At 49.1% G+C, this 20397-nt stretch carries 17 protein-coding genes; 6 read left to right on the top strand and 11 right to left on the bottom strand.

Annotation, left to right across the window (positions count from 1 at the left end):
- Positions 1-4: 4 nt before the first annotated feature.
- Positions 5-1015, bottom strand: coding sequence for a hypothetical protein (locus HZU75_RS16995; RefSeq protein WP_180307149.1), 1011 nt, complete (start codon positions 1013-1015; stop codon positions 5-7).
- A gap of 383 nt (positions 1016-1398) precedes the next feature.
- Between HZU75_RS16995 and HZU75_RS17000 the strand changes: the two genes are divergently transcribed.
- A complete protein-coding gene (locus HZU75_RS17000) occupies positions 1399-3180 on the top strand; it encodes a DEAD/DEAH box helicase (RefSeq protein ID WP_180307150.1) in 1782 nt (593 codons plus the stop codon).
- 104 nt (positions 3181-3284) lie between these two features.
- Here the strand turns inward: HZU75_RS17000 and HZU75_RS17005 are convergent, their stop codons facing one another.
- A complete protein-coding gene (locus HZU75_RS17005; RefSeq protein WP_228028123.1) occupies positions 3285-3629 on the bottom strand; it encodes a YkgJ family cysteine cluster protein in 345 nt (114 codons plus the stop codon).
- 63 nt (positions 3630-3692) lie between these two features.
- On the opposite strand from HZU75_RS17005, the gene HZU75_RS17010 reads away from it, so the two are divergent.
- A complete protein-coding gene (locus HZU75_RS17010) occupies positions 3693-4184 on the top strand; it encodes a GNAT family N-acetyltransferase (RefSeq protein WP_180307151.1) in 492 nt (163 codons plus the stop codon).
- Positions 4185-4222: 38 nt separating this feature from the next.
- Here the strand turns inward: HZU75_RS17010 and HZU75_RS17015 are convergent, their stop codons facing one another.
- Both HZU75_RS17015 and hemN read right to left on the bottom strand, forming a co-directional pair.
- Positions 4223-4891 (bottom strand): sulfite exporter TauE/SafE family protein, encoded by a 669-nt coding sequence (locus HZU75_RS17015; protein WP_180307152.1) that lies wholly within the window; start codon positions 4889-4891, stop codon positions 4223-4225.
- A 42-nt stretch (positions 4892-4933) separates the two neighbouring features.
- Entirely contained in the window at positions 4934-6358 is a 1425-nt protein-coding gene (gene hemN, locus HZU75_RS17020; RefSeq protein WP_180307153.1) for an oxygen-independent coproporphyrinogen III oxidase, read from the bottom strand.
- Between the two features lie 159 nt (positions 6359-6517).
- Between hemN and fnr the strand changes: the two genes are divergently transcribed.
- Entirely contained in the window at positions 6518-7264 is a 747-nt protein-coding gene (gene fnr / locus HZU75_RS17025) for a fumarate/nitrate reduction transcriptional regulator Fnr (RefSeq protein ID WP_180307154.1), read from the top strand.
- 451 nt (positions 7265-7715) lie between these two features.
- Positions 7716-7994, top strand: a complete 279-nt coding sequence (locus HZU75_RS17030) for a hypothetical protein (protein ID WP_180307155.1) — start codon at positions 7716-7718, stop codon at positions 7992-7994.
- A 78-nt stretch (positions 7995-8072) separates the two neighbouring features.
- Here the strand turns inward: HZU75_RS17030 and HZU75_RS17035 are convergent, their stop codons facing one another.
- Positions 8073-8555, bottom strand: coding sequence for a PTS sugar transporter subunit IIA (locus HZU75_RS17035; protein WP_180307156.1), 483 nt, complete (start codon positions 8553-8555; stop codon positions 8073-8075).
- Between the two features lie 26 nt (positions 8556-8581).
- A complete protein-coding gene (gene nagE, locus HZU75_RS17040; RefSeq protein WP_180307157.1) occupies positions 8582-10072 on the bottom strand; it encodes an N-acetylglucosamine-specific PTS transporter subunit IIBC in 1491 nt (496 codons plus the stop codon).
- A 460-nt stretch (positions 10073-10532) separates the two neighbouring features.
- Here nagE and dapA point away from each other — a divergent pair, with 460 nt between their 5' ends.
- The gene (gene dapA, locus HZU75_RS17045; RefSeq protein WP_180307158.1) at positions 10533-11411 is read left to right on the top strand and encodes a 4-hydroxy-tetrahydrodipicolinate synthase; all 879 of its coding nucleotides are present in this window, start codon (positions 10533-10535) and stop codon (positions 11409-11411) included.
- Between the two features lie 27 nt (positions 11412-11438).
- On the top strand, positions 11439-12578 hold the full coding sequence (bamC, locus tag HZU75_RS17050) for an NlpB/DapX family lipoprotein (protein WP_180307159.1): 1140 nt from the start codon (positions 11439-11441) through the stop codon (positions 12576-12578).
- 141 nt (positions 12579-12719) lie between these two features.
- On the opposite strand, the gene typA is transcribed toward bamC, so the two are convergent.
- From typA to HZU75_RS17075, 5 genes are all read right to left on the bottom strand, one after another.
- On the bottom strand, positions 12720-14537 hold the full coding sequence (typA, locus tag HZU75_RS17055) for a translational GTPase TypA (RefSeq protein WP_180307160.1): 1818 nt from the start codon (positions 14535-14537) through the stop codon (positions 12720-12722).
- Between the two features lie 198 nt (positions 14538-14735).
- Positions 14736-15362: a CoA pyrophosphatase gene (locus tag HZU75_RS17060; protein WP_180307161.1), complete on the bottom strand. Its 627-nt coding sequence runs from the start codon at positions 15360-15362 to the stop codon at positions 14736-14738.
- Complete coding sequence (locus HZU75_RS17065) at positions 15349-15978, bottom strand: trimeric intracellular cation channel family protein (protein ID WP_228028124.1); 630 nt, start codon at positions 15976-15978, stop codon at positions 15349-15351. The genes HZU75_RS17060 and HZU75_RS17065 overlap by 14 nt, the downstream gene beginning before the upstream one ends.
- A gap of 39 nt (positions 15979-16017) precedes the next feature.
- The gene (locus HZU75_RS17070; protein WP_180307162.1) at positions 16018-16383 is read right to left on the bottom strand and encodes an Hpt domain-containing protein; all 366 of its coding nucleotides are present in this window, start codon (positions 16381-16383) and stop codon (positions 16018-16020) included.
- Positions 16384-16411: 28 nt separating this feature from the next.
- Positions 16412-20299: a PAS domain-containing hybrid sensor histidine kinase/response regulator gene (locus HZU75_RS17075; protein ID WP_180307163.1), complete on the bottom strand. Its 3888-nt coding sequence runs from the start codon at positions 20297-20299 to the stop codon at positions 16412-16414.
- Positions 20300-20397: the final 98 nt, after the last annotated feature.

The following is a 20397-nucleotide window of genomic DNA, read 5'->3' on the forward strand; positions in this document are numbered from 1 at the left end:
GCCATTACTGTGATGAATCTTGATGGATTAGATGACGCGGTAGCTCGGCTTTGCGCCAGAAGCGCCATAAATCCGAGTTTTTAATCACGGCGCGCTCAGCTACATCTGGAAAATGCAGCGTGAGCTGCCGCAATTGGCCAGATTTGAGCGCAGCGAGGACTGGCGTAAACCAGTCTTGCTCCCAACGCAACCAAACTTGCTGCCATTCATAACCCGCACCATAGATCGCATGCACTTCCAACTCATCCAAAAGCACTGCGGTATTGGTCTGAGTCACCTCGGCCCACGATTGTGGCACCGATACCTCGCCATTGAGCGCCAGCAGCAAGTCATCTAGCCCCAAAATCGGCTGCTCTGCCTGAGGCAACGCGGCGGGTGGATAATCTCCACCACCCCACAACCACACACTATTAATCAGCATCTGCCCCGCTTCATCGCGCGCATCATTTACCGCGTGGCTGTAAAGCAGCATCTGGATTTCGTTCAGCAGCGCATTAAACTGCAACGCACCGTCACCACGCGGTAGCACGGTATTTAGATTGCGCCCCAAGGCTGCTTTGATCGGTGTGAATTCCAATTGCGGATTTTGCGGCAGCCGGACAAACCAGCGGTTAGGCGTTGGCGCAACAAAGTAATAGCCATCAGCCTGATACAAGGCATTGAGCGCCTGCACCAAAGCATCAGCCTCGGCCTGCGATACCGTCAGATATGGCGCACCCAGCACCGTTAAGTGATCGCGATCTACGCGCAAACTCACCGGATCAACACACAGCCAATAGCCCGCCTCAAGCGGCAAGCTCAGCGAGCTGAGCAATTGCGGCGCGATGGCTAGTGATGACACACCATAGCGCTGACTCAGCAGGCTAGTCAGATCTGCACCAGATTGTTTCGCGGCTTTGCCATAGAGTTGCGCCAATGCGGGCAAAGGCAAATCGCGCCAGATGGCCTCGCGACTGGCCGAGTCAGGCCACACCGAGGCAGGAAGAATGAGTTCTAAATGATTTACAGTATTCATAGGCTGCAATTCTACACGGCTGTAGCCATATTCTGCTCATCCGCTGCGCGAGAATGCAATCTGCCGGAGTCATTAAAATCACGCCTAAACACCAAACACACTAAGAGTCTGATCTAAAAGAAAAAACAGCAATTCAGACCCCTACCTAGCAGCAAGCCAAGCCAATTTCAAATTTTTTCACTATAGTTGTTGCATTCTCAACAACATCTAGGCATAATTCGCCCCCTTCGGTTGTGTGCGTTTCATTTCACACAAGCCATTTCTATCGATCCCATCGCCTCTGACCTTATTCCCGCACTAGCACTTGTGATTAGCGGTTGTTCCTGGTTGGCGTCGATGACGTGCTGGTGAGTTTACCCAGCCATACCACAAGGACTGCCAACATGCCGCATACCGCTGCTACCGCTACAGACACGCCTAATGAATTCGTAACACTGGGTCTGGCACCACAAATTACCGAAATCTTGGAAGCCCAAGGTTTCAACAAACCAACACCGATTCAAGCTGCTGCAATTCCTGAATTGCTCGCTGGCAATGACATCATGGCTTCAGCGCAAACCGGTACTGGTAAAACTGCAGCCTTCTTGCTGCCTGCGTTGCACAAGCTCACAAAAGAATCAACGCACCACGCTCGTGGCCCGCGTATTTTAGTATTGACCCCAACACGCGAATTGGCTGAACAGGTTTCTAAAGTAGCAACCGAATTCTGCCGCCGCATTCCACGCTGCAAAGTCGTAACCGTAGTGGGTGGCGTACCGTACCCAGTACAAAACAAAATGCTGTCGCAACCCTACGAAGTACTGGTTGCCACACCTGGTCGCTTGACCGATTTGCTGCGTAGTGGCCGTATCGACTTCCGTCGCCTCGAATTGCTGGTGCTGGACGAAGCAGACCGCATGCTGGACATGGGCTTTATTGATGAAGTTGAAGCGATTGTTGACCAATTACCAAAAGAGCGCCAAACCGCGCTGTTCTCAGCGACATTGACTGAATCAGTTCAACGTTTTGCCGGCCCAATGCTGCGTTCGCCAAAATTGGTTGAAATGGCACCACAAGCGACGATGCAAGCGCAAATCGCTCAGTCAGTGCATTACGCTGACGGCTACGAGCACAAACAAAAACTCGTTGCTGCCTTGCTCAAGAAAAATGATGGTCAACAATCGATCATCTTTACTGCAACCAAAATCTCCGCAGACGAAGTGGCTGAATGGTTGAAAATGGAAGGCTTTAAGGCCGCAGCAATGCACGGCGACTTGGCGCAGCGCGATCGTCGCCGCACCTTGGATCGTCTGCGTCGCAGCGATATCGACATGATCGTAGCAACTGACGTTGCCGCGCGTGGTATCGACGTGGCCGGCATTAGCTTGGTGATCAACTTTGACTTGCCACGCTTCTCAGAAGACTACATCCACCGTATTGGCCGTACTGGCCGCGCGGGCCGCTCAGGTGAAGCCGTTTCTTTGGTCACCAAAAGCGACTTTACGCTACTAACCAAAATCCGTCGCCAATACAATATTGAATTCACAACCCAAGAACTCGAAGGTCTGGAAGCGCGCTTCCAACCAGGTCGCGGCGGTCAAGGCGGTGATCGTGGTCGCCCAGGCAACGGCGGTGGCCGTGGTCGTGGCGGCTACGCAGGCAATGGCGGCGGTCGTGGTGGTTATGCAGGTAACCGCGATGGTGGCGCACCACGCAGCGGCGGCTACCAAGGCAACCGTGAAGGACGCGAAGGCGGTTACGCCGATCGCGCCCCACGCGGCGATCGTCCAGAAGGCCATCGCAGCGAAGCATCACGTGGTAGCTTTGGCGAGCGTTCACACAACAACGAAGGCCGCAGCTACGGCGATCGCGCACCGCGCGACAGTGGCTACGGCGCACCGCGCGAGCGTAGTTTTGGCTCCGGCCAAGCGCGTGACAACGCAGGCAATAGCTATAACCGCGACTCTGCACCGCGCGGCAATTTTGGCGGCAACCGTGATGGTGGCGCACCTCGCGGCGACCGTGGCGGCTACGCAGGTCGTGACGGCCAGTCTCGTGACGGCAATCGCGGTGGCTACGCTGGCAATCGTGACGGCGGCGCACCGCGCGGCGACCGTGGTGGCGATCGCGGCGGCTACGGTGGCAAACCAAGTGGTGGCAACCGTGGTGGTGGCCGCTTCAGCTAAGTCGACATGGCTCTGAAGTTAAAAAAGGCAGCCTAGGCTGCCTTTTTTATTGCGGGGTATTTACACCTAGCGCAAATCTAATAAAGCTTAGCAAGCAATACCCCCTACTCTGCGGCTATTTCCAAAGGCGGCAAACCGTGCCGAGCGCGCGCGCGATTACAGGCCTCACTAAACACCCCGATTTCGGCCAGCATACCAAACTCACGGCACGGCGATGGTCGTTCGCGATAGATGCCACAGGATACCTGCTGCCCAATCGTCCCCACCAGCGCCAAGCAACGTGGCTGCGCATAGTCAGTACCCCGCAAACGGGCGGTATACGACGTCTCGTAGTCCGCCAGGCCATCGGGCACAAGGCCACCTTCACTCGCCAACTCAGAGCGATCAAACGAGACACGAAACGCAGCACAGCAGGCGCCACAGCTCATACAGGGGTTATTTGCACTCACAATCGCTCACCTTTCAATTAAAATACCGAGCCGCATTCAATCCAAAACCTGCTGTGAGGTCAAGTGTCAACGCCCGTTATTCGCCCCATTCTAAGCAGTGATCTGCCGCGTATTCTGGAAATTCAGGCCGCCTGCTATCCGCCCGAATTGCTAGAAGACCACCCTACTTTCCAGGCCAAACTGAGCTTTGCTCCAGATTGCAACTGGATAATCGAAGTAACGGGCATCGCACAGGGCTATTTGTTTTGCCATCCCTGGCAAGGCGAAACGCCCCCAGCACTCAATCGCGGCGAGCAACCGTGGCCAAACAGCGCTGACCGTTTTTATTTGCACGATTTAGCCATTCACCCGGATGGGCGAGGCCAGAAACTCAGTACACTACTGGCGCAGCATGCCTGCGACTGGGCGCAACAACAGGGTTTTACGATGGCAATGCTGGTCGCAGTCGGTGGCGCAGACTCATTCTGGCGCAAGCTTGGATTTAGCGATCACCCGCGGCAAGACACCAGCTTGAGTCAATATGGGCAAGCGGTTTTAATGCAAAAACTACTTTAAGCCGATGTATATTGCTAGAAACGATATCAAGAAAGGCCTCAAGCCAGATACCTAACGAGCAAATACAACTGATACAGTGCCAACGCACTGATCGTAAGCCCACACATCCGACGCACCCACAGCTTTTTAAGCAAGGACTGTAAGCGCTGCGCCATCAGGCCCATCAGCAGCAAGTTGGGCAAAGTCCCCAAACCAAAAGCCAACATCACGGCTGCGCCACTGACTGGATTTGCACTCGCCAATGCAGACAGGCTAGCCGTGTAGACCAAGCCACAGGGTATCCAGCCCCAAAGCAGACCAATCAAGGGCGTCTGCCAGATACTATGTACGGGTAATAGCTTGCGTATCAACGGCTGCACACGCCGCCAAATGGGCTGCCCCAAAGCCTCAACACGAGTTAGCACCCGACTCCAGCCAGCGATATACCAGCCCAATACCAGCAATAGCAGATTGGCAAGCACAAACAGGATCAGCTTGAGCGATTGCAAGGCAGCCAAGGTCGCAAAACTCGCCAATCCACCCAACAGCGCCCCGATCAAGGCATATCCCGCCAAGCGACCAACATTGAAGCCCAGTAAATACGGCCAACGCGCCCCCGGCGGCAACTGCAGACTAAATGCAGTCACTATGCCACCGCACATGCCAATACAATGCCCGCCGCCGAGCAAGCCAGCCATAAACAGCGCAAATAAATTGATTTCTAACATTAGAAAAGCTGTTTGGCGCCCTTGCAGCGCCAAACCCAAAACTCAGATCAGCCGAGAATACCGCGCTTGGGTAGTGCTTGTCCGCAAATAACGATCAAACACCATCGCAATCGAGCGAATCAGCAAACGCCCTGTTGGCGTCACAAATAGCCCCTCCGATTCAATCGTAAGTAAGCCATCGTCGACCATTGGCTGCAGCAGACTCAATTCCTCGGCAAAATAGTCGCCAAACTCAATCATGTAGCTGACTTCAATCGCTTGATAATACAGCTCAAACTGGCACATCAAGGCCTGAATCACTGCCCGCCGGATCACATCATCCCGATTCATTTGCAACCCACGCACGACCGGAAATTCATCCGCATCGAGCTTGGCATAGTACTCTTCCAGCGTCTTCACGTTTTGGTGATAGTTAGCGCCCACTTTACCAATTGACGAAACCCCAAAGGCCAGCAAATCACAATCAGCATGGGTTGAATAGCCTTGAAAATTGCGCTGCAAACGCCCACGCCGCTGCGCCACCGCCAAATCATCATTGGGTAGCGCAAAGTGATCCATACCAATCAGCACATAGCCCGCATCGAGCAACTGTGCAATCGAATTTTGCAACATATCGAGCTTAGCATCTGCGCTTGGCAATTCGGCCTCATTAATGCGCCGCTGAGGCATAAAGCGTTCAGGCAGATGCGCGTAATTGTAAAGTGCAATCCGATCAGGCTTCAGTGTCAGCACTCGAGCAATGGTCTCAGCGATGCTCGCGACGGTTTGCTTAGGAAGACCATAAATCAGATCGACACTGACCGATTTAAAACCATGCATCCGTGCAGCCTCAATTACCGAACGAGTCTCCTGCTCGGTTTGCACTCGATTAACCGCAAGCTGTACCTCAGGATTGAAATCCTGAATACCTACGCTCATTCGATTGAATCCCAGCTGAGCCAAAGTGCGGATCATCGGCTCACCCACTTTGCGCGGATCAATTTCAATCGAATACTCACCCGTTGGCAGCAATTCAAAATGCTCACGCACGATATCCATCAAGCGCTGTAGCTGCTGCTCTGACATAAAGGTGGGCGTACCGCCACCCAAATGCAGCTGACTCACCTTGGGACGGCCCGGTAGATTGGCCGCATGCATTGCGATTTCTTTACTGAGATAACGAATATAATCATCCGCTTTACTCTTGTCTTTCGTAATAATCTTGTTACAGCCGCAGTAGTAACATACGGTATTACAGAAAGGAATGTGAAAATAAAGCGACAATGGATTGAGTAAAGCACCGGGCAATCTTTGCTGCAAGATTTGCGCATATTGCTCACTATTCACGGCTTGGTTAAACCGATCTGCAGTGGGATAGGACGTATAACGCGGCCCTTTACCGTCATAGCGCACAATCAGATCTCGATCAAAACAAACCCCACCTTGATCTGCTGGCGCGTGCTGACCTACAAATTTTGAAACCGACATAATTACTCTATCCTCATACTAGCTGCCGCAGCTTAAAAGCTAGTACAATGAGCCAACTTGATCTAGATCAAGCCAACAGCAATGACAGTGGGGTATCTACCTCTTCCGAGAGTTACAATACTCCCCCCGCACGACTTATTATTTTCTTGTGAGAGTTTCATGATTTCCCCCATCCAAGTTCGCGACATGTCCCCACGTCATCTGCGTAATTCATGCACTAATTGCAGCTTACGCGAACTGTGTTTACCACTGGGTCTGTCACAAGAAGAAATGCAAGAGCTTGACACCATCATTACGCAAGCTCGCCCAATCAAACGCGGCGAAGCTCTATATCGTGCCGGCGAGCCTTTCCGCTCGCTGTACGCGATTCGCCTTGGTTTTTTCAAAGCCAGCGTGATTTCCGAAGATGGCCGCGAGCAAGTCACTGGCTTTCATATGTCAGGCGAATTGATGGGCATGGATGCAATTAGCACCGACGTTCACACTTGCGACGCGATCGCACTAGAAGACAGTGAAGTGTGTGAATTACCCTTCAATGACATCGAAGATTTATCACGCGAAATCCCACTACTACAACGCCACTTCCACAAAGTAATGAGTCGCGAGATAGTCCGCGATCACGGCGTAATGCTACTCTTGGGCAATATGAAAGCCGAAGAGCGTCTAGCTGCATTCCTATTGAATTTATCGCAACGCTTTGCAATTCGCGGCTACTCTTCAAGTAGCTTCCATTTGCGCATGACCCGCGAAGAAATTGGTAGCTATTTAGGGCTCAAACTTGAAACAGTCAGCCGGACTTTGTCTAAATTCCAAGACCAAGGCTTTATCAAAGTACAAAACCGCCTAATTGAACTAGAAAACATTGATAGCCTAAAGAAACTACTTAACACCTGCCACGACGAATAAATTACACCTCAGGGGGTATATTGATGCAAACCCATCTAATAGCACCCCCTGAACTAATACCTCTAATAAGTGCCCGTCTATTATTAAAGCCCCCACTGGCAGCTACTGCCTGCATCCATTTAGCCAGTTCCAAACAAATTTTAGCCCAAATGATCTTGTAATCGCTATCCAACTGCAAAATACCGCGCAAGTACTGGATCTTCACAAAAGCGCCGCAAAGCTAATCGATGCAATTCTTTGGCCCAGCCCCTTTGCACCAAGCCATGGTTTTTTTGCGCTTGCAAGTGGCAACAACCATCACCTCGACCAAGCCGCAGACATTCTTGACGCACTCACACCAAGCCACAATGCATGGCTTCATGCAGGGCACTTAGGAGCCTGCGGCTTTCTCTATCAGCTATGGCTGGCACTCATCTCACCACAAGGCACACCGCCATTCTTTAACTGGCAAATGGATCCGCAGCGTACACCAAAAGATGAAACCCATCCGTTTCAACTCAACCAAAGCGACCTACTAGCCCAACTTGCCAGCCTAATTGCCCAACAGCAATTACAAACCCAAACACTAGCCAGCTTATCGCGGCGCTATCTGGCTGAATCCGCCTCACAAGAGTTCTTTATTGCCCATCACCCGCAAACCAGCAATTTTTTTGCAACTCCGACACATTCAGCCATCAATACAAACGACTCACCCGCCCGCCAAATCGCGCAACTACTGGCAATATATTAATAACGCTTACAAATGCTAAGTTAAAAATAAAAACGCCACCCGAGGGTGGCGTTTCAGATTTGAGCCCTAAGCCCAAATTTATTTTTTACGAATCGTGTAGAGCGGTGTTTGACCTGCAATCACTGAGCCAACTGCCAAATTAGCAACTGGCGCAAAATCATCTGCATTGGTCAAAACAACAGGGCTAATCACTGATTTTGCATTGGCACCAAGGAATTCAAGATCCAATTCCAAGACAGGCTGACCCGCCTTAACGAAGCTACCCTGCTCAGCCAAGCGCGTAAAGCCTTGACCACCGAGTTTCACCGTTTCAATACCAATGTGAACAATCAATTCAACCCCTGCATCATTAACGAGGGCAAAAGCATGGTTAGTATTAAAAATCTTTACCAATTGCCCATCGCATGGTGCCACCACTAACTTGCCTGTTGGCAAGATCGCTACACCATCCCCAACTGCCTTAGTTGCAAATGCCGCATCAGGCACATCTTCCAAAGCCACCACTTCACCCGTCAATGGGGAAAGCAGAACAATTTCGCCGGGGTTAGAGGCCACAGCCACCGCAGCTGGCTGCGGTGCAGCCTCAGTTACTTTTTTGCAGCTACGCCTACATTGGCACGCAACTGGTCAGCAATCAACTCAGCTTTTGGCCCAACGATAATTTGCACGCTCTGCTTGTTCAGTTTGATCACACCGCTTGCGCCAAGGCGTTTAGCAGCCGCTTCATCAACCAGATCAGCATCATTCACAGAAAGACGCAGACGAGTGATACACGCATCAATATTAGTGATGTTTGCAGCACCGCCAACTACGTTTACGTAGGCAGCACCTAATTGCGCCACATCACCAGCAGCAGTTGAAGCAGCAGGAGCTGCAGCAGCTTCACCAGCAACTTCATCTTCACGACCAGGCGTTTTCAGATTCAGCGCGGTAATTGCAGCACGAAACACGAAGTAGTAGATGGCGAAGAACACCAGACCTTGCGCGATCAGCATGTACCATTTAACAGCCAATGGGTTTTGCGACGACAAGAACATATCGATAAAGCCACCTGAGAATGCAAAGCCAGAAATCCATTGCATTTGCGCAGCCAAGAATACAGAAACACCAGTCAAGAATGCGTGAACCACAAACAGCAGCGGCGCAACAAACATGAATGAGAATTCGAGCGGCTCAGTTACACCAGTTACAAATGAAGTTACTGCAGCAGCGCCCATAATTGAGGCAACGGCAGCTTTATTTGCTGGTTTAGCTGTGTGGTAGATTGCCAATGCAGCACCTGGCAAACCGAACATCATCACAGGGAAGAAACCAGCTTGGTACATACCAGTAACACCAGCAACAGCCTTGCCTTCTGCCAGTGACTTAGCACCACCCAAGAAGTTAGGAATATCGTTGATGCCTGCAACGTCAAACCAGAACACAGAGTTCAGAGCGTGGTGCAGACCAACTGGAATCAACAAGCGGTTGAAGAATGCATAGATACCTGCACCTACAGCGCCCAAGTCTTTAATTGCCAAACCGAAGTTAACCAGTGCATTGTAAATCACTGGCCAAACAGCCATCAGCACAAAAGAAACCACGATCATCACTACAGATGTAATGATTGGCACGCAGCGACGACCACTGAAGAATGCCAGGGCTTTGTGCAGCTCAACTTGGCTAAACTTGTTGTAGATTTCACCCGCGATTACACCAGCCAAAATACCCACAAAGGCATTTTCGATTTTGCCGAATGCTTTAGGCACATCTTCAGGCTTAATGCCTTCAATTTGCGATACTGCGCCTGGTGACAAGAGAGTTGTCACTACTAAGTAACCCACTAGACCGGCCAATGCTGCAGCGCCATCTTTATCTTTAGACATACCGTACGCAACACCAACTGCAAACAAAATTGGCATTTTGTCGATAATTGCAGCGCCAGCTTTTACCAAGAAAGCTGCCAACTGACTATTTGAACCCCAACCTGCAGGGTCAAGCCAGTAACCCACCCCTAGCATAATCGCGGCGGCCGGCAAAACTGCTACCGGAACCATCAGCGACCGGCCGATTTTTTGTAAATAACCCAGAATGTTCATCTTGTTCACCTTTAAATGACTCAATGATTTTTATAAATCAGCCGAAGCTGACATGGTATTACGACTCCAACCTTAGAATTTCATAAGCATGCTTAAGAAATCACACTGGTATGCCGATTATTAACTGTCATTGCAATATTAGGCAATGTTTAAGTAACAACATGTGCGCGACAGAAAACACATTGCAAAAACACACTGCGCAACCAGCCCCGTCACCATCCTTACTTAATACAGTCAGATTCTCACAACCTGTAGCGACATGATCTTGAGATCGCTCAATAATTACAATCCATGAGCCACCTTCTTAATACTTTGCAACATTTCTTTACACTGAAGAGCAGCTGGAACCACTGAATAACTACACATTCGGGGCAAAACGTTAAAAGTCTGCGCAAACGCTGTTTCACGCCGCTAGTGCTTCGGTTAGAATAGTTTCTTTTCTGTAATTGGTTTCCCACTCATGCTCACAGGTAGCCTTGTTGCGCTCGTCACTCCAATGGATGTGAACGGAGAAATTGATTTCCCTACGTTACGAAAACTAGTTGATTGGCATATTGAGCAAGGCACCAGCGGCATTGTGGCGGTTGGCACAACCGGTGAATCACCTACGGTTGACGTTGAAGAGCACATCGCAGTCGTTCGCACTGTGGTAGAGCAAGCTGCTGGTCGTGTGCCAGTCATTGCCGGCACTGGTGCAAACTCGACCCGCGAAGCTATTCACCTCTCAAATCAAGCACTCGCCGTCGGCGCTAATTTTGGCCTGAGCGTTGTCCCGTACTACAACAAACCAACGCAAACTGGTCTGTATCAGCACTTTAAGACCATTACCGAAAACACCGCCCTACCGACACTGCTATATAACGTTCCCGGACGAACTGCATGTGATTTGAGCAACGACACTGCATTAGAACTGGCAAAACTACCCAACATCGTCGGCATCAAAGACGCAACCGGCAACATGGAACGCGCAGCTGACTTAGTCAAACGTGCACCCGCCAATTTTGCGATTTACAGCGGAGATGACGCTTCGACCTTGCCGTTTATTCTAATTGGTGGTCATGGCACAATTTCAGTCACTGCAAACGTAGCCCCAAACGCAATGAGCCAAATGTGCCAAGCCGCACTGAACGGCCAGATTGACACAGCCAAATCAATCAATGACACACTGCAAGGCCTTCACAAGCACTTATTTATTGAAGCAAATCCAATCCCAGTAAAATGGGCACTGGAAACCATGCAGAAAATTCCTGCGGGTATCCGCTTACCACTGACTCGCCTCAGCGAAAGCGCGCAGCCAATCGTACGTGAAGCCATGCAAACCGCTGGCTTGATTAACTAACAATTAGTGCCAACTTGGGTTAGAACAATGCAACCGACTCACCTAAAAAAAATCACCTTAGCAACGACACTAATCTGCCTGCTGTCGGCCTGCTCGACCGATCAATCATTACTCTCAAGTAAAGTGGACTATCGCAGCGGCAGCGATAATGTGAATAAAAATGCGCTAGAGGTCCCACCTGACCTCACTGCAATCACGCCGAACGGCACATACAGCACACCCAATACCGCCACTGCAGCACAGACAGTAGCTCCAGCAAAAACCCAAAGCGGGCAAGAAGTACTTCCACAATATGGGAATGCTCGAATTGTGACGCAGGATGGCATTCGCTTCATTGAAGCACAAATACCCGCTGAAAAAGCTTGGGAAGATATAAAAGACTTCTGGTTAGCCAACGGGTTTATTCTCACCACAGAAAACCCAACTATTGGTGTTATGGAAACCGATTGGCTAGAGAATCGCGCCAATTTACCAACCGATTTCATGACCAATCTTTTCAGAAAAGTCGCAGATCAGTTCATTTCCACAGACACCCTTGATAAATACCGTGCCCGCATTGAGCGAAGCAGCAAGCCTGGTGTTGTCAATATTTATGTCACTCACCGTGGCATGACTGAAGTATTCAAAGAGGGCGAAGCACAAAGCAAGCAATGGAATGGTTCAGTTTGGACGCCAAGTGAGCCCAAGCCAGAACTAGAAGCCGAAATCATGGGCTTAATGCTACAAAGTCTGGGCGTGAAGAAAGAAGTAGCTCAAGCGGAAGCCAAGCAAGCCGTAAAAGTACCTAGCCGTGCAGCATTAAGCAGCTCGGGTCAAAGTATTGAAATTACCGACAGCTTTGATCGTGCATGGCGACGCGTAGGCCTTGCATTTGACCGCATTGGCTACAACGTACAAGACCGCAATCGTAGTGCCGGCGTCTATACCGTACAGCGCGCGGCTACGGATATCGACAAAGAAGCTGAAACCAACTACTTCAGCTCATTAGCATTCTGGAAAAAAGCCGATTCAAAAGACACCGTCAAGCAATCGGTCGGTCAGACTTACGATATCAAACTGAGTGAGGCAAATGGCAAAACGCTACTGAGCTTATCCAGCAAAGATGGCGCAATTGACCCAGCAGTTCAAAAGAAAATCCTTAATGATTTATTACTGCAACTAAAATAAGTCACAGCAAAAACTCAAAGGGGTATGGCTGCGCAAACCAAGCGCAACACACCCCTTTTTCGCATACCTACCGTTAGCCAGCCAACAAAAAAGCCAATCACCTACGTGATTGGCTTTTTAATTAAAACCGGCAGACTATGCTCAGTTAGATGATGCTTTGTAATTACGTTTACGTTCGTTTTCAGTCAGGAAACGCTTACGAATACGAACTGATTTTGGCGTAATCTCCACCAATTCATCATCAGCGATAAATTCAACTGCTGATTCAAGCGTCAACTTAACAGGCGGCGTCAAACGAACCGCTTCGTCTGTACCTGAGGCACGAACGTTGGTCAGCTGCTTACCTTTAATTGGGTTCACAACGAGGTCATTATCACGACTGTGAATACCGATCACCATACCTTCATACAGTTTGTCGCCAGGGCTAACAAACATACGGCCACGATCGTCCAGTTTCCACAATGCGTAAGCAACTGCTTCGCCATTATCCTGCGAAATCAGCACGCCATTATGACGACCTGGCATGTCAGCTTTTGCTGGCGCATAGTCGTCAAATACGTGGCTCATCAAGCCAGTACCGCGAGTCAAGGTCATGAAGTCGCCCTGGAAGCCGATCAGGCCACGCGCTGGAACATGATATTCCAGACGGGTACGACCTTGACCATCAGACACCATATTGGTCAATTCGCCACGGCGACGACCGATTTCTTCCATAACACCACCTTGGTGCTCATCTTCCAAGTCGATGGTCAGATTTTCGTACGGCTCACATTTAACACCGTTAATATCTTTGTACACAACACGCGGTTTAGCTACAGCCATTTCAAAGCCTTCACGACGCATGTTTTCCAGCAAAATTGTCAAATGCAGTTCGCCGCGACCAGAAACACGGAACACGTCGGTGTCATCAGTATCTTCAACGCGCAATGCCACGTTCACCAGCAATTCTTTTTGCAGGCGGTCACGGATTTGACGGCTAGTTACAAATTTGCCTTCAGTACCGGCCAATGGTGAAGTATTCACCATAAAGTCCATTGTTAGCGTTGGCTCATCCACACCCAATACTGGCAAACCAACTGGATTGTCTTTATCGCAAATGGTAACGCCAATGCCGATCTCATCCAGACCAGAAATAATAATGATATCGCCCGCTTCGGCTTGCTCAACAGGGATACGCTCCAGACCTTTAAAGCCCAGAACTTGATTGATACGACCCGATGAAACTTGATCATCGTGATTCATTACAACCACTTGCTGGCCAGGTTTGATGCGACCATTGATTACCTTACCAATCCCGAGACGGCCGGTGAATGTTGAATAATCAAGGGCAGAAATTTGTAACTGCAACGGTGCATCAGAATCGCCTGGAGGGCTAGGAACGGCTGAAACCAGCAGATCTAGCAATGGGCGCATATTGTCTGATTCTTCTTCCAAGTTCAGCTTGGCAAAGCCATTCAAACCTGAAGCGTAAATCATTTGGAAATCGAGCTGGTCATCAGTTGCACCGAGCTTATCGAACAAGTCGAATACTTGGTCATGAACCCAGTCAGGACGCGCACCTGGGCGGTCAATTTTATTGATTACAACGATAGGTTTCAGACCTAAAGCCAGCGCTTTCTTTGTTACAAAGCGTGTTTGTGGCATTGGACCTTCAACAGCATCAACCAGCAGCAATACGCCGTCAACCATGCCCAATACACGTTCAACTTCACCGCCGAAGTCCGCGTGACCCGGTGTGTCAACGATATTAATGTGCGTGCCGTTGTATTCGATGGCTGTATTTTTAGCCAGAATGGTAATGCCACGCTCTTTTTCAAGATCGTTGCTATCCATTACGCGCTCAGCGACTTGTTGGTTAGCGCGGAACGTACCGGCTTGTTGCAAAAGCTGGTCTACCAGCGTGGTTTTACCATGATCGACGTGGGCGATAATGGCGACGTTACGAAGTGCACGGGTCATGTTTGGACTGTGGGCTATTTGCGAAAGTGGCGGATTGTATCACGCTTAAGTGACAATTCAGAGCACTCGTCAAGCTTGAAGGAGAAAAAACGGCAGAAACACATAAAAAAAAGTGACCAACGGCATAACAAAACGACTTAAACATAATGCCCTGAACCAAGCAACCAGGACAGCAGACCAACAGGCGCCTTCCAAAAGTCAGCCGCCGTTGGTTTTGTCGACAGGTATGCCAGGCAAACCCAATGAGGCAGATAGTTGCAACAACATACCCGCCGTCGCCCCCCAAACCACCCGGCCATCATGCTCTAAAAAATGTGTAACACCCTTACCCTCAGGTCGCTCAATCCAGCGCCTTTCATAACGAGCAGGGTTCAATACGACATCTAAGGGCAACTCAAATACCTCGGCCACTTCATTGGCATCTGCTTGTACCGGATAGTTCGGCTCCAAAGTTGCCAATACCGGCGTTACGGCAAAACCACTGATAGTGCGATACTCACCCAGAGTATGGCAGGGGCAAATCCACGCACGGGGAATTCCAACTTCTTCTTCAGTTTCACGCAGCGCAGCATCAACCGCATCCACATCAGTCAACTCAATGGCGCCACCAGGGAAACTAACTTGACCCGCATGAACGGATAGATGCTGAGCCCGCTGCGTAAATAAAACAGTCACCTGCTGCGGATGCAAAACCATACCAATAAGCACCGCTGCTTTGCGCTCAACGCGGACATGCGGATGGTCTGCCGAAACTGAACTAGGCTTAATGGCAGCTAAACGGGCCTGCAACCATGGAATTAAAACCTCTGGGTCAGTCGGCAGCATTTGCATCTACTTTGGGCAAGCTTAAATCACGCCAGTGAGCCACCAGACGCAACAGCAAACCAACAATGAACAAACCCCAAACCCAAACCGCAGCCGTCAAACCAAGCTGTTGCGCAAAATAAAATAGCACCGCGACTACAATGGCCACCGTACCATAAAAATCTTCATGCAAAATAAACGGCACATCATTAACCATCATATCTCGCACCAAACCACCACCAACAGCAGTCACAAAAGCCAAGACACAAACACCAAACAGGTTTAAATCCATCGACATCGCAACTTGTGCGCCAGCAATACTAAACGCCACCAAACCAATTGAATCGGCAACAATAAATAGCTTGCGCAACATACCTCGATTTCGTTGATGTAACTTAATCACCCATGCCACTAGCAATGTCAGAAAAATAGTCCAAAAAGGCCCGTGATCAACAAAAACCCGCGGAACTTGATTCACCAGCACATCACGGATCATACCGCCACCAATGGCAGTCAGCAGAGCCAAAATCACCACCCCCAGCACATCAAAGCGTTTTTGCGCACCAATCAGATAGCCTGAAACAGTGAACGATGCAGTACCAATTAAATACAGCCAAGTAAACTCAGGTAACAACAATGCCTTGCCCTTTAATAATTAAATCTTACAGCTCTGGCGCTAAGCACTTATCAAGCTTGCCCTTACTGCTGTAGCCAACACTTTAAGCTGAGTCAATTGCGAACTCATTGATGCAAATTCATCTTTCTTGGCAGATTGTTCAATATTTTTGCTGCTAAGCGAAATTTGTGTTGCCCCCAATTGCCCCGCAGCACCTTTCAGTTTATGAGCGAAGCTAATGATCTGCTCCTTATCTAGCGTGGCAACAGATTCATCAAGCCCAAGCAGACACTCGTCGAGTGTCGGGTAAAACAACGCGAGCAGCTCATCTCGCATGTCCATACCCACAGCATTCTTTAACTCATTAAACATCGTTTCAATATCAATCAATTCTTGTTGTACAACCGCCGCCAAATCTCCATCCATTCTTTATGCTCCTATCTGTCTGAGTGTGTTACTTTTGTTTTTCTTGAACTGACCATCTTATTAATACGCGTTGCAATTCATCCGCGCGTATCGGCTTGGAAACAAAGTCATTCATTCCCGCCTGCATGCACTCGTCAATATCCGATTGAAACGCATTGGCTGTCAGCGCAACAATGGGTAACACGGTAAAACCAGCCCCTAGCGCACGTATAGCACGCGTTGCCGCAAAACCATCCATTTCAGGCATTTGGCAGTCCATCAGCACCAAATCATAGCTATGCTGTTGCGCCGCCTCAAATGCACTTAAGCCATTCGCCGCAACATCAACTCGGCAGCCCAATTTTTCCAACATAAGCACTGCAACTTTTTGGTTGATTGGATTATCCTCAGCCAGTAACACATACGGCTTTTGTGCAGCCAACTGCTCTTGCATTAAATGCACTGTCACCAATTGCTTATCTTCAATGGCAACATGCCGCATTTTAAGCGCCTCTTCCAACGCAAAATACAGTTGATTCTGCCGAATGGGTTTAGTCAAAAAGGCTGAGTAACCAGCAGCTTTGGCGTCTGCAGCAAGCCCTTGCACCGCCATGGAGGTCAATAAAATCAATGGCAACTGCTCATACCCTGCAATTGAATGCAGCTCGTTTGCCAGCGCCAAACCATCCATCTCGGGTAGCTGCATATCAATCACGGCCACTGCAAAACCAGTGTTGGCACGCAATAAATCGAGGGCCTCAGCCGGTCGACTCACACAACTAGCCTGTACGCCAATAGCCTCCAATTGCAATGTCAGTAATTCTCTATTTGCAGCAAAATCATCAACAACCAAAACACGAGAGCCACTTAAGTTTACCGAAATACTTGGCTCGGAGACTTCATCAACGCCCAGCCCTAACTCAATCTCAAACCAAAACAGAGCTCCTTCACCCAGCGTGCTCTCAACCCCAATCAGGCCATTCATTGCTTCGACTAAGCGCTTGCAAATCGACAACCCGAGACCGGTACCACCAAATTTTCTCGTTGTAGAGCTATCGGCCTGAGTAAAAGGCTTAAATAATTTATCTTTACCCTGAGCAGTTAAACCTATGCCGGTATCCTTGACAGTCACCCGTACACGACACAAGCTTTGTGTTAATGAAACCGCACTCACGCGCACAACGACCTCGCCCGCAGGTGTGAATTTGATTGCATTATTGAGTAGATTCAGCATGATCTGGCGTAAACGAGCAGGATCACCAATCAGCTTTTTAGGAACGGAGGGCTCAATTAAACAAGCCAAATCCAAACCTTGCCGACCGGCCTTCTCAGAAACAATATCTAAAGCGCCCTCAAAGGTATGTCGCAAATCAAACTCGATGGTCTCTAACTCCAAGTGACCAGCCTCAATTTTCGAAAAATCCAGCAAATCGTTGATCAAGTTCAGCAACGCCTCACCAGACTGCTCAATTGAATTGACATATTCAAGCTGGACTGGCGTTAAGCCGGTGTCGGCAAGTAAATTTGAAAACCCAATAACAGCATTCATTGGCGTCCTAATTTCATGGCTCATATTGGCCAAAAAATCACTTTTTGCTCGATTGGCCGACTCAGCCATCTCTTTGGCCGTCGCCATTGCTTCATTCAATCTTTTTTGCTCTGTGACATTAATTGCTACGCCAACATAACCATTTACTTCACCAGCATCGTCCAAGATGGCGGTGACCGACAATCTAACTTGAATCTGCGTTCCGTTTTTACACACATAAGTCCAATCGTTTGTATCACTTAAGCCTTGTTTGGCAAAAAACACGAACACATCAAACCCTTCGACTACGCGTCCTGTTTGCTCCCTAATTTGCTCCGCCCTAGCAGCAAGCTCAGCAGGCAAATGCAATATCGCGGGAGACTGCACATTAAGCATTTCTGCAGCACTATAGCCCACCATGCGCTCCGCGCCGGGGCTGAATAATCGAATAACACCCTGCGTATCGGTACTAATAATGCTCACTTCGGTAGCAGAATTAATTACCCCGCTTAATTGGCTTTGCAACCGTGCTAACTCAGCTTCCCGCCGTAAAAGCATCAGCTCGTTTTGTTTGCGACTATCAATATCCAGATGAATCCCTGCAATACTCACAACCTGACCTTGTTCGTCCCGCTCATACACGCGCCCCACGGTCAAAATCCATTTCCACGCACCGGAGGCCGTTCTCATCCTCATTTCACAGCTATAGAAATCAATTTTTTGATTGATATGCGCCGTCAAAACTGCATTCGCTAGCTCAAGATCATCGGGGTGAACTAAATTTTTCCACGAAGCCAAACATGGAACTATATGTGGGGTTTCATACCCCAGCATCTCGCCCCAGGTCCCACCAAAAACTACCGCTTCTGTTTGCAGATTCAGATCCCAAGTCCCCAAACCCGAACACTCCAAAATCATGCGTAACTGACGCTGACTATTACGCAGAGCCTGTTCAGCAGCATATCGCTGAGTAATATCGCTAATTTGTGCGACTAAATGGGTTCTCCCCTCGAAATCAAAGCGGTTTAAACTGATTTCAATCGGAAAAAGTTCACCGTTGGCTTTCTTGCCCCACAACGCCCGCCCTTTGCCCATTACTGATGAAGGGCCATGTTTTTGATATTTTTTAATGTGCGCATCGTGATCACGGGCGTGCTCAGCTGGCATCAAAATACTTACATTAGCCCCCAAAAGGGCTACCGATGAATAGCCAAAAATATGTTCCAAAGCATGATTAGCACTGAGAATGCGCCCATTATTATCGGCAAGAACAATTGCATCGGGCGTGCTATCAAACATAGCATTAATCTGTAATTCACGCTGGCGTGCAGTTTGCGACATTTCATCCGCAAGAATTAGGGCTCGATTGCGGGTTTTAGCCATATTCAGCAATAAAATAGCCAACAGACTAGTCATGCATAGCCCTAAAGCCAGCACGGCCATTGGCAACCAATATTGCAAGTCATGCTTTACATCAACAGCACTGATATCCACCGTCCAAATCTGCCCCCCCAACTCAACATGGCTTTGCCGATAAAACTTACGTTCTGAAGCTAAAAATGAGTCTTTGCGCGAAACGTGGTTATCGCGGTCATACAACACCTGATCAGGCACCGCTTTGCTGCCGGAGTACACTTCAAAATCGGCCTCATCGGGCAAGAATTTTTCCAAACCTTGCATTAACTGAGATGCCAGAATGGGGGTATATACCCATCCAATTAACGATTCCTTGCGCTGCTCGTCGGTAGTTATTTGCGCCCCTTCCAATGGCGCTAAATAATAGGGCAGCAGCATTAAGAAGCCAGGCTCGTTTTTTCCTGCCTGAACAAGATGAATTACTTCGGTGAGCGTCATTTCATCACGCAGCATTGAACGAATCGCCGCAGTTCTTCTACGCAACTCTGAAGCCACATTAAGCCCTAATGCTGCGCGATTTTTATCAATTGGCTCAATGTATTCAACGACAAAAAGATCATGCTTATCAGCAGAATGACTGGAGTCGAGCGAATGAATAGTAAACTCTGGGCGATAGTGGCGTTGCAATTCAAGATATACATCAACATCAGCTGCACTTACTCGACGGATAAATCCGAAACCCAAAGCACCAGGAAACTCGGCCTGTAAATTCCTACCCTCGATATAACGGCGAAAATGATTCGGGAGCAAGGCTCCTTTGGTCATCAAGGGAACTACACGGGCGCCATTCAAGCCCAAAGCAAGACTATGTACACGCAGCCTCAGATTGTTGATCATAGCGTCACACTGCTGCGTGAAGCGCACTTGTTCCTGCTCTTGAACCCGTACCTGAGCGATGTACCAAGCAGAAAAAGATGACACTAGGCCAATTAAAATCACAATGGCAACGGTCACCCGAGTTCTAAACAAGAATTTGCGTATCACCTTATCCATTCACACCAGACACCTATGGATTTTTGAAAATCACCTTATGCAGCTCGCTTCACTATAGCCTAGAGCCAGCGAAATGCTGCCACCAGCCAATCAGCACT

This window comes from Chitinibacter fontanus, from assembly GCF_013423785.1.
Taxonomy (GTDB): Bacteria; Pseudomonadota; Gammaproteobacteria; order Burkholderiales; family Chitinibacteraceae; genus Chitinibacter; species Chitinibacter fontanus.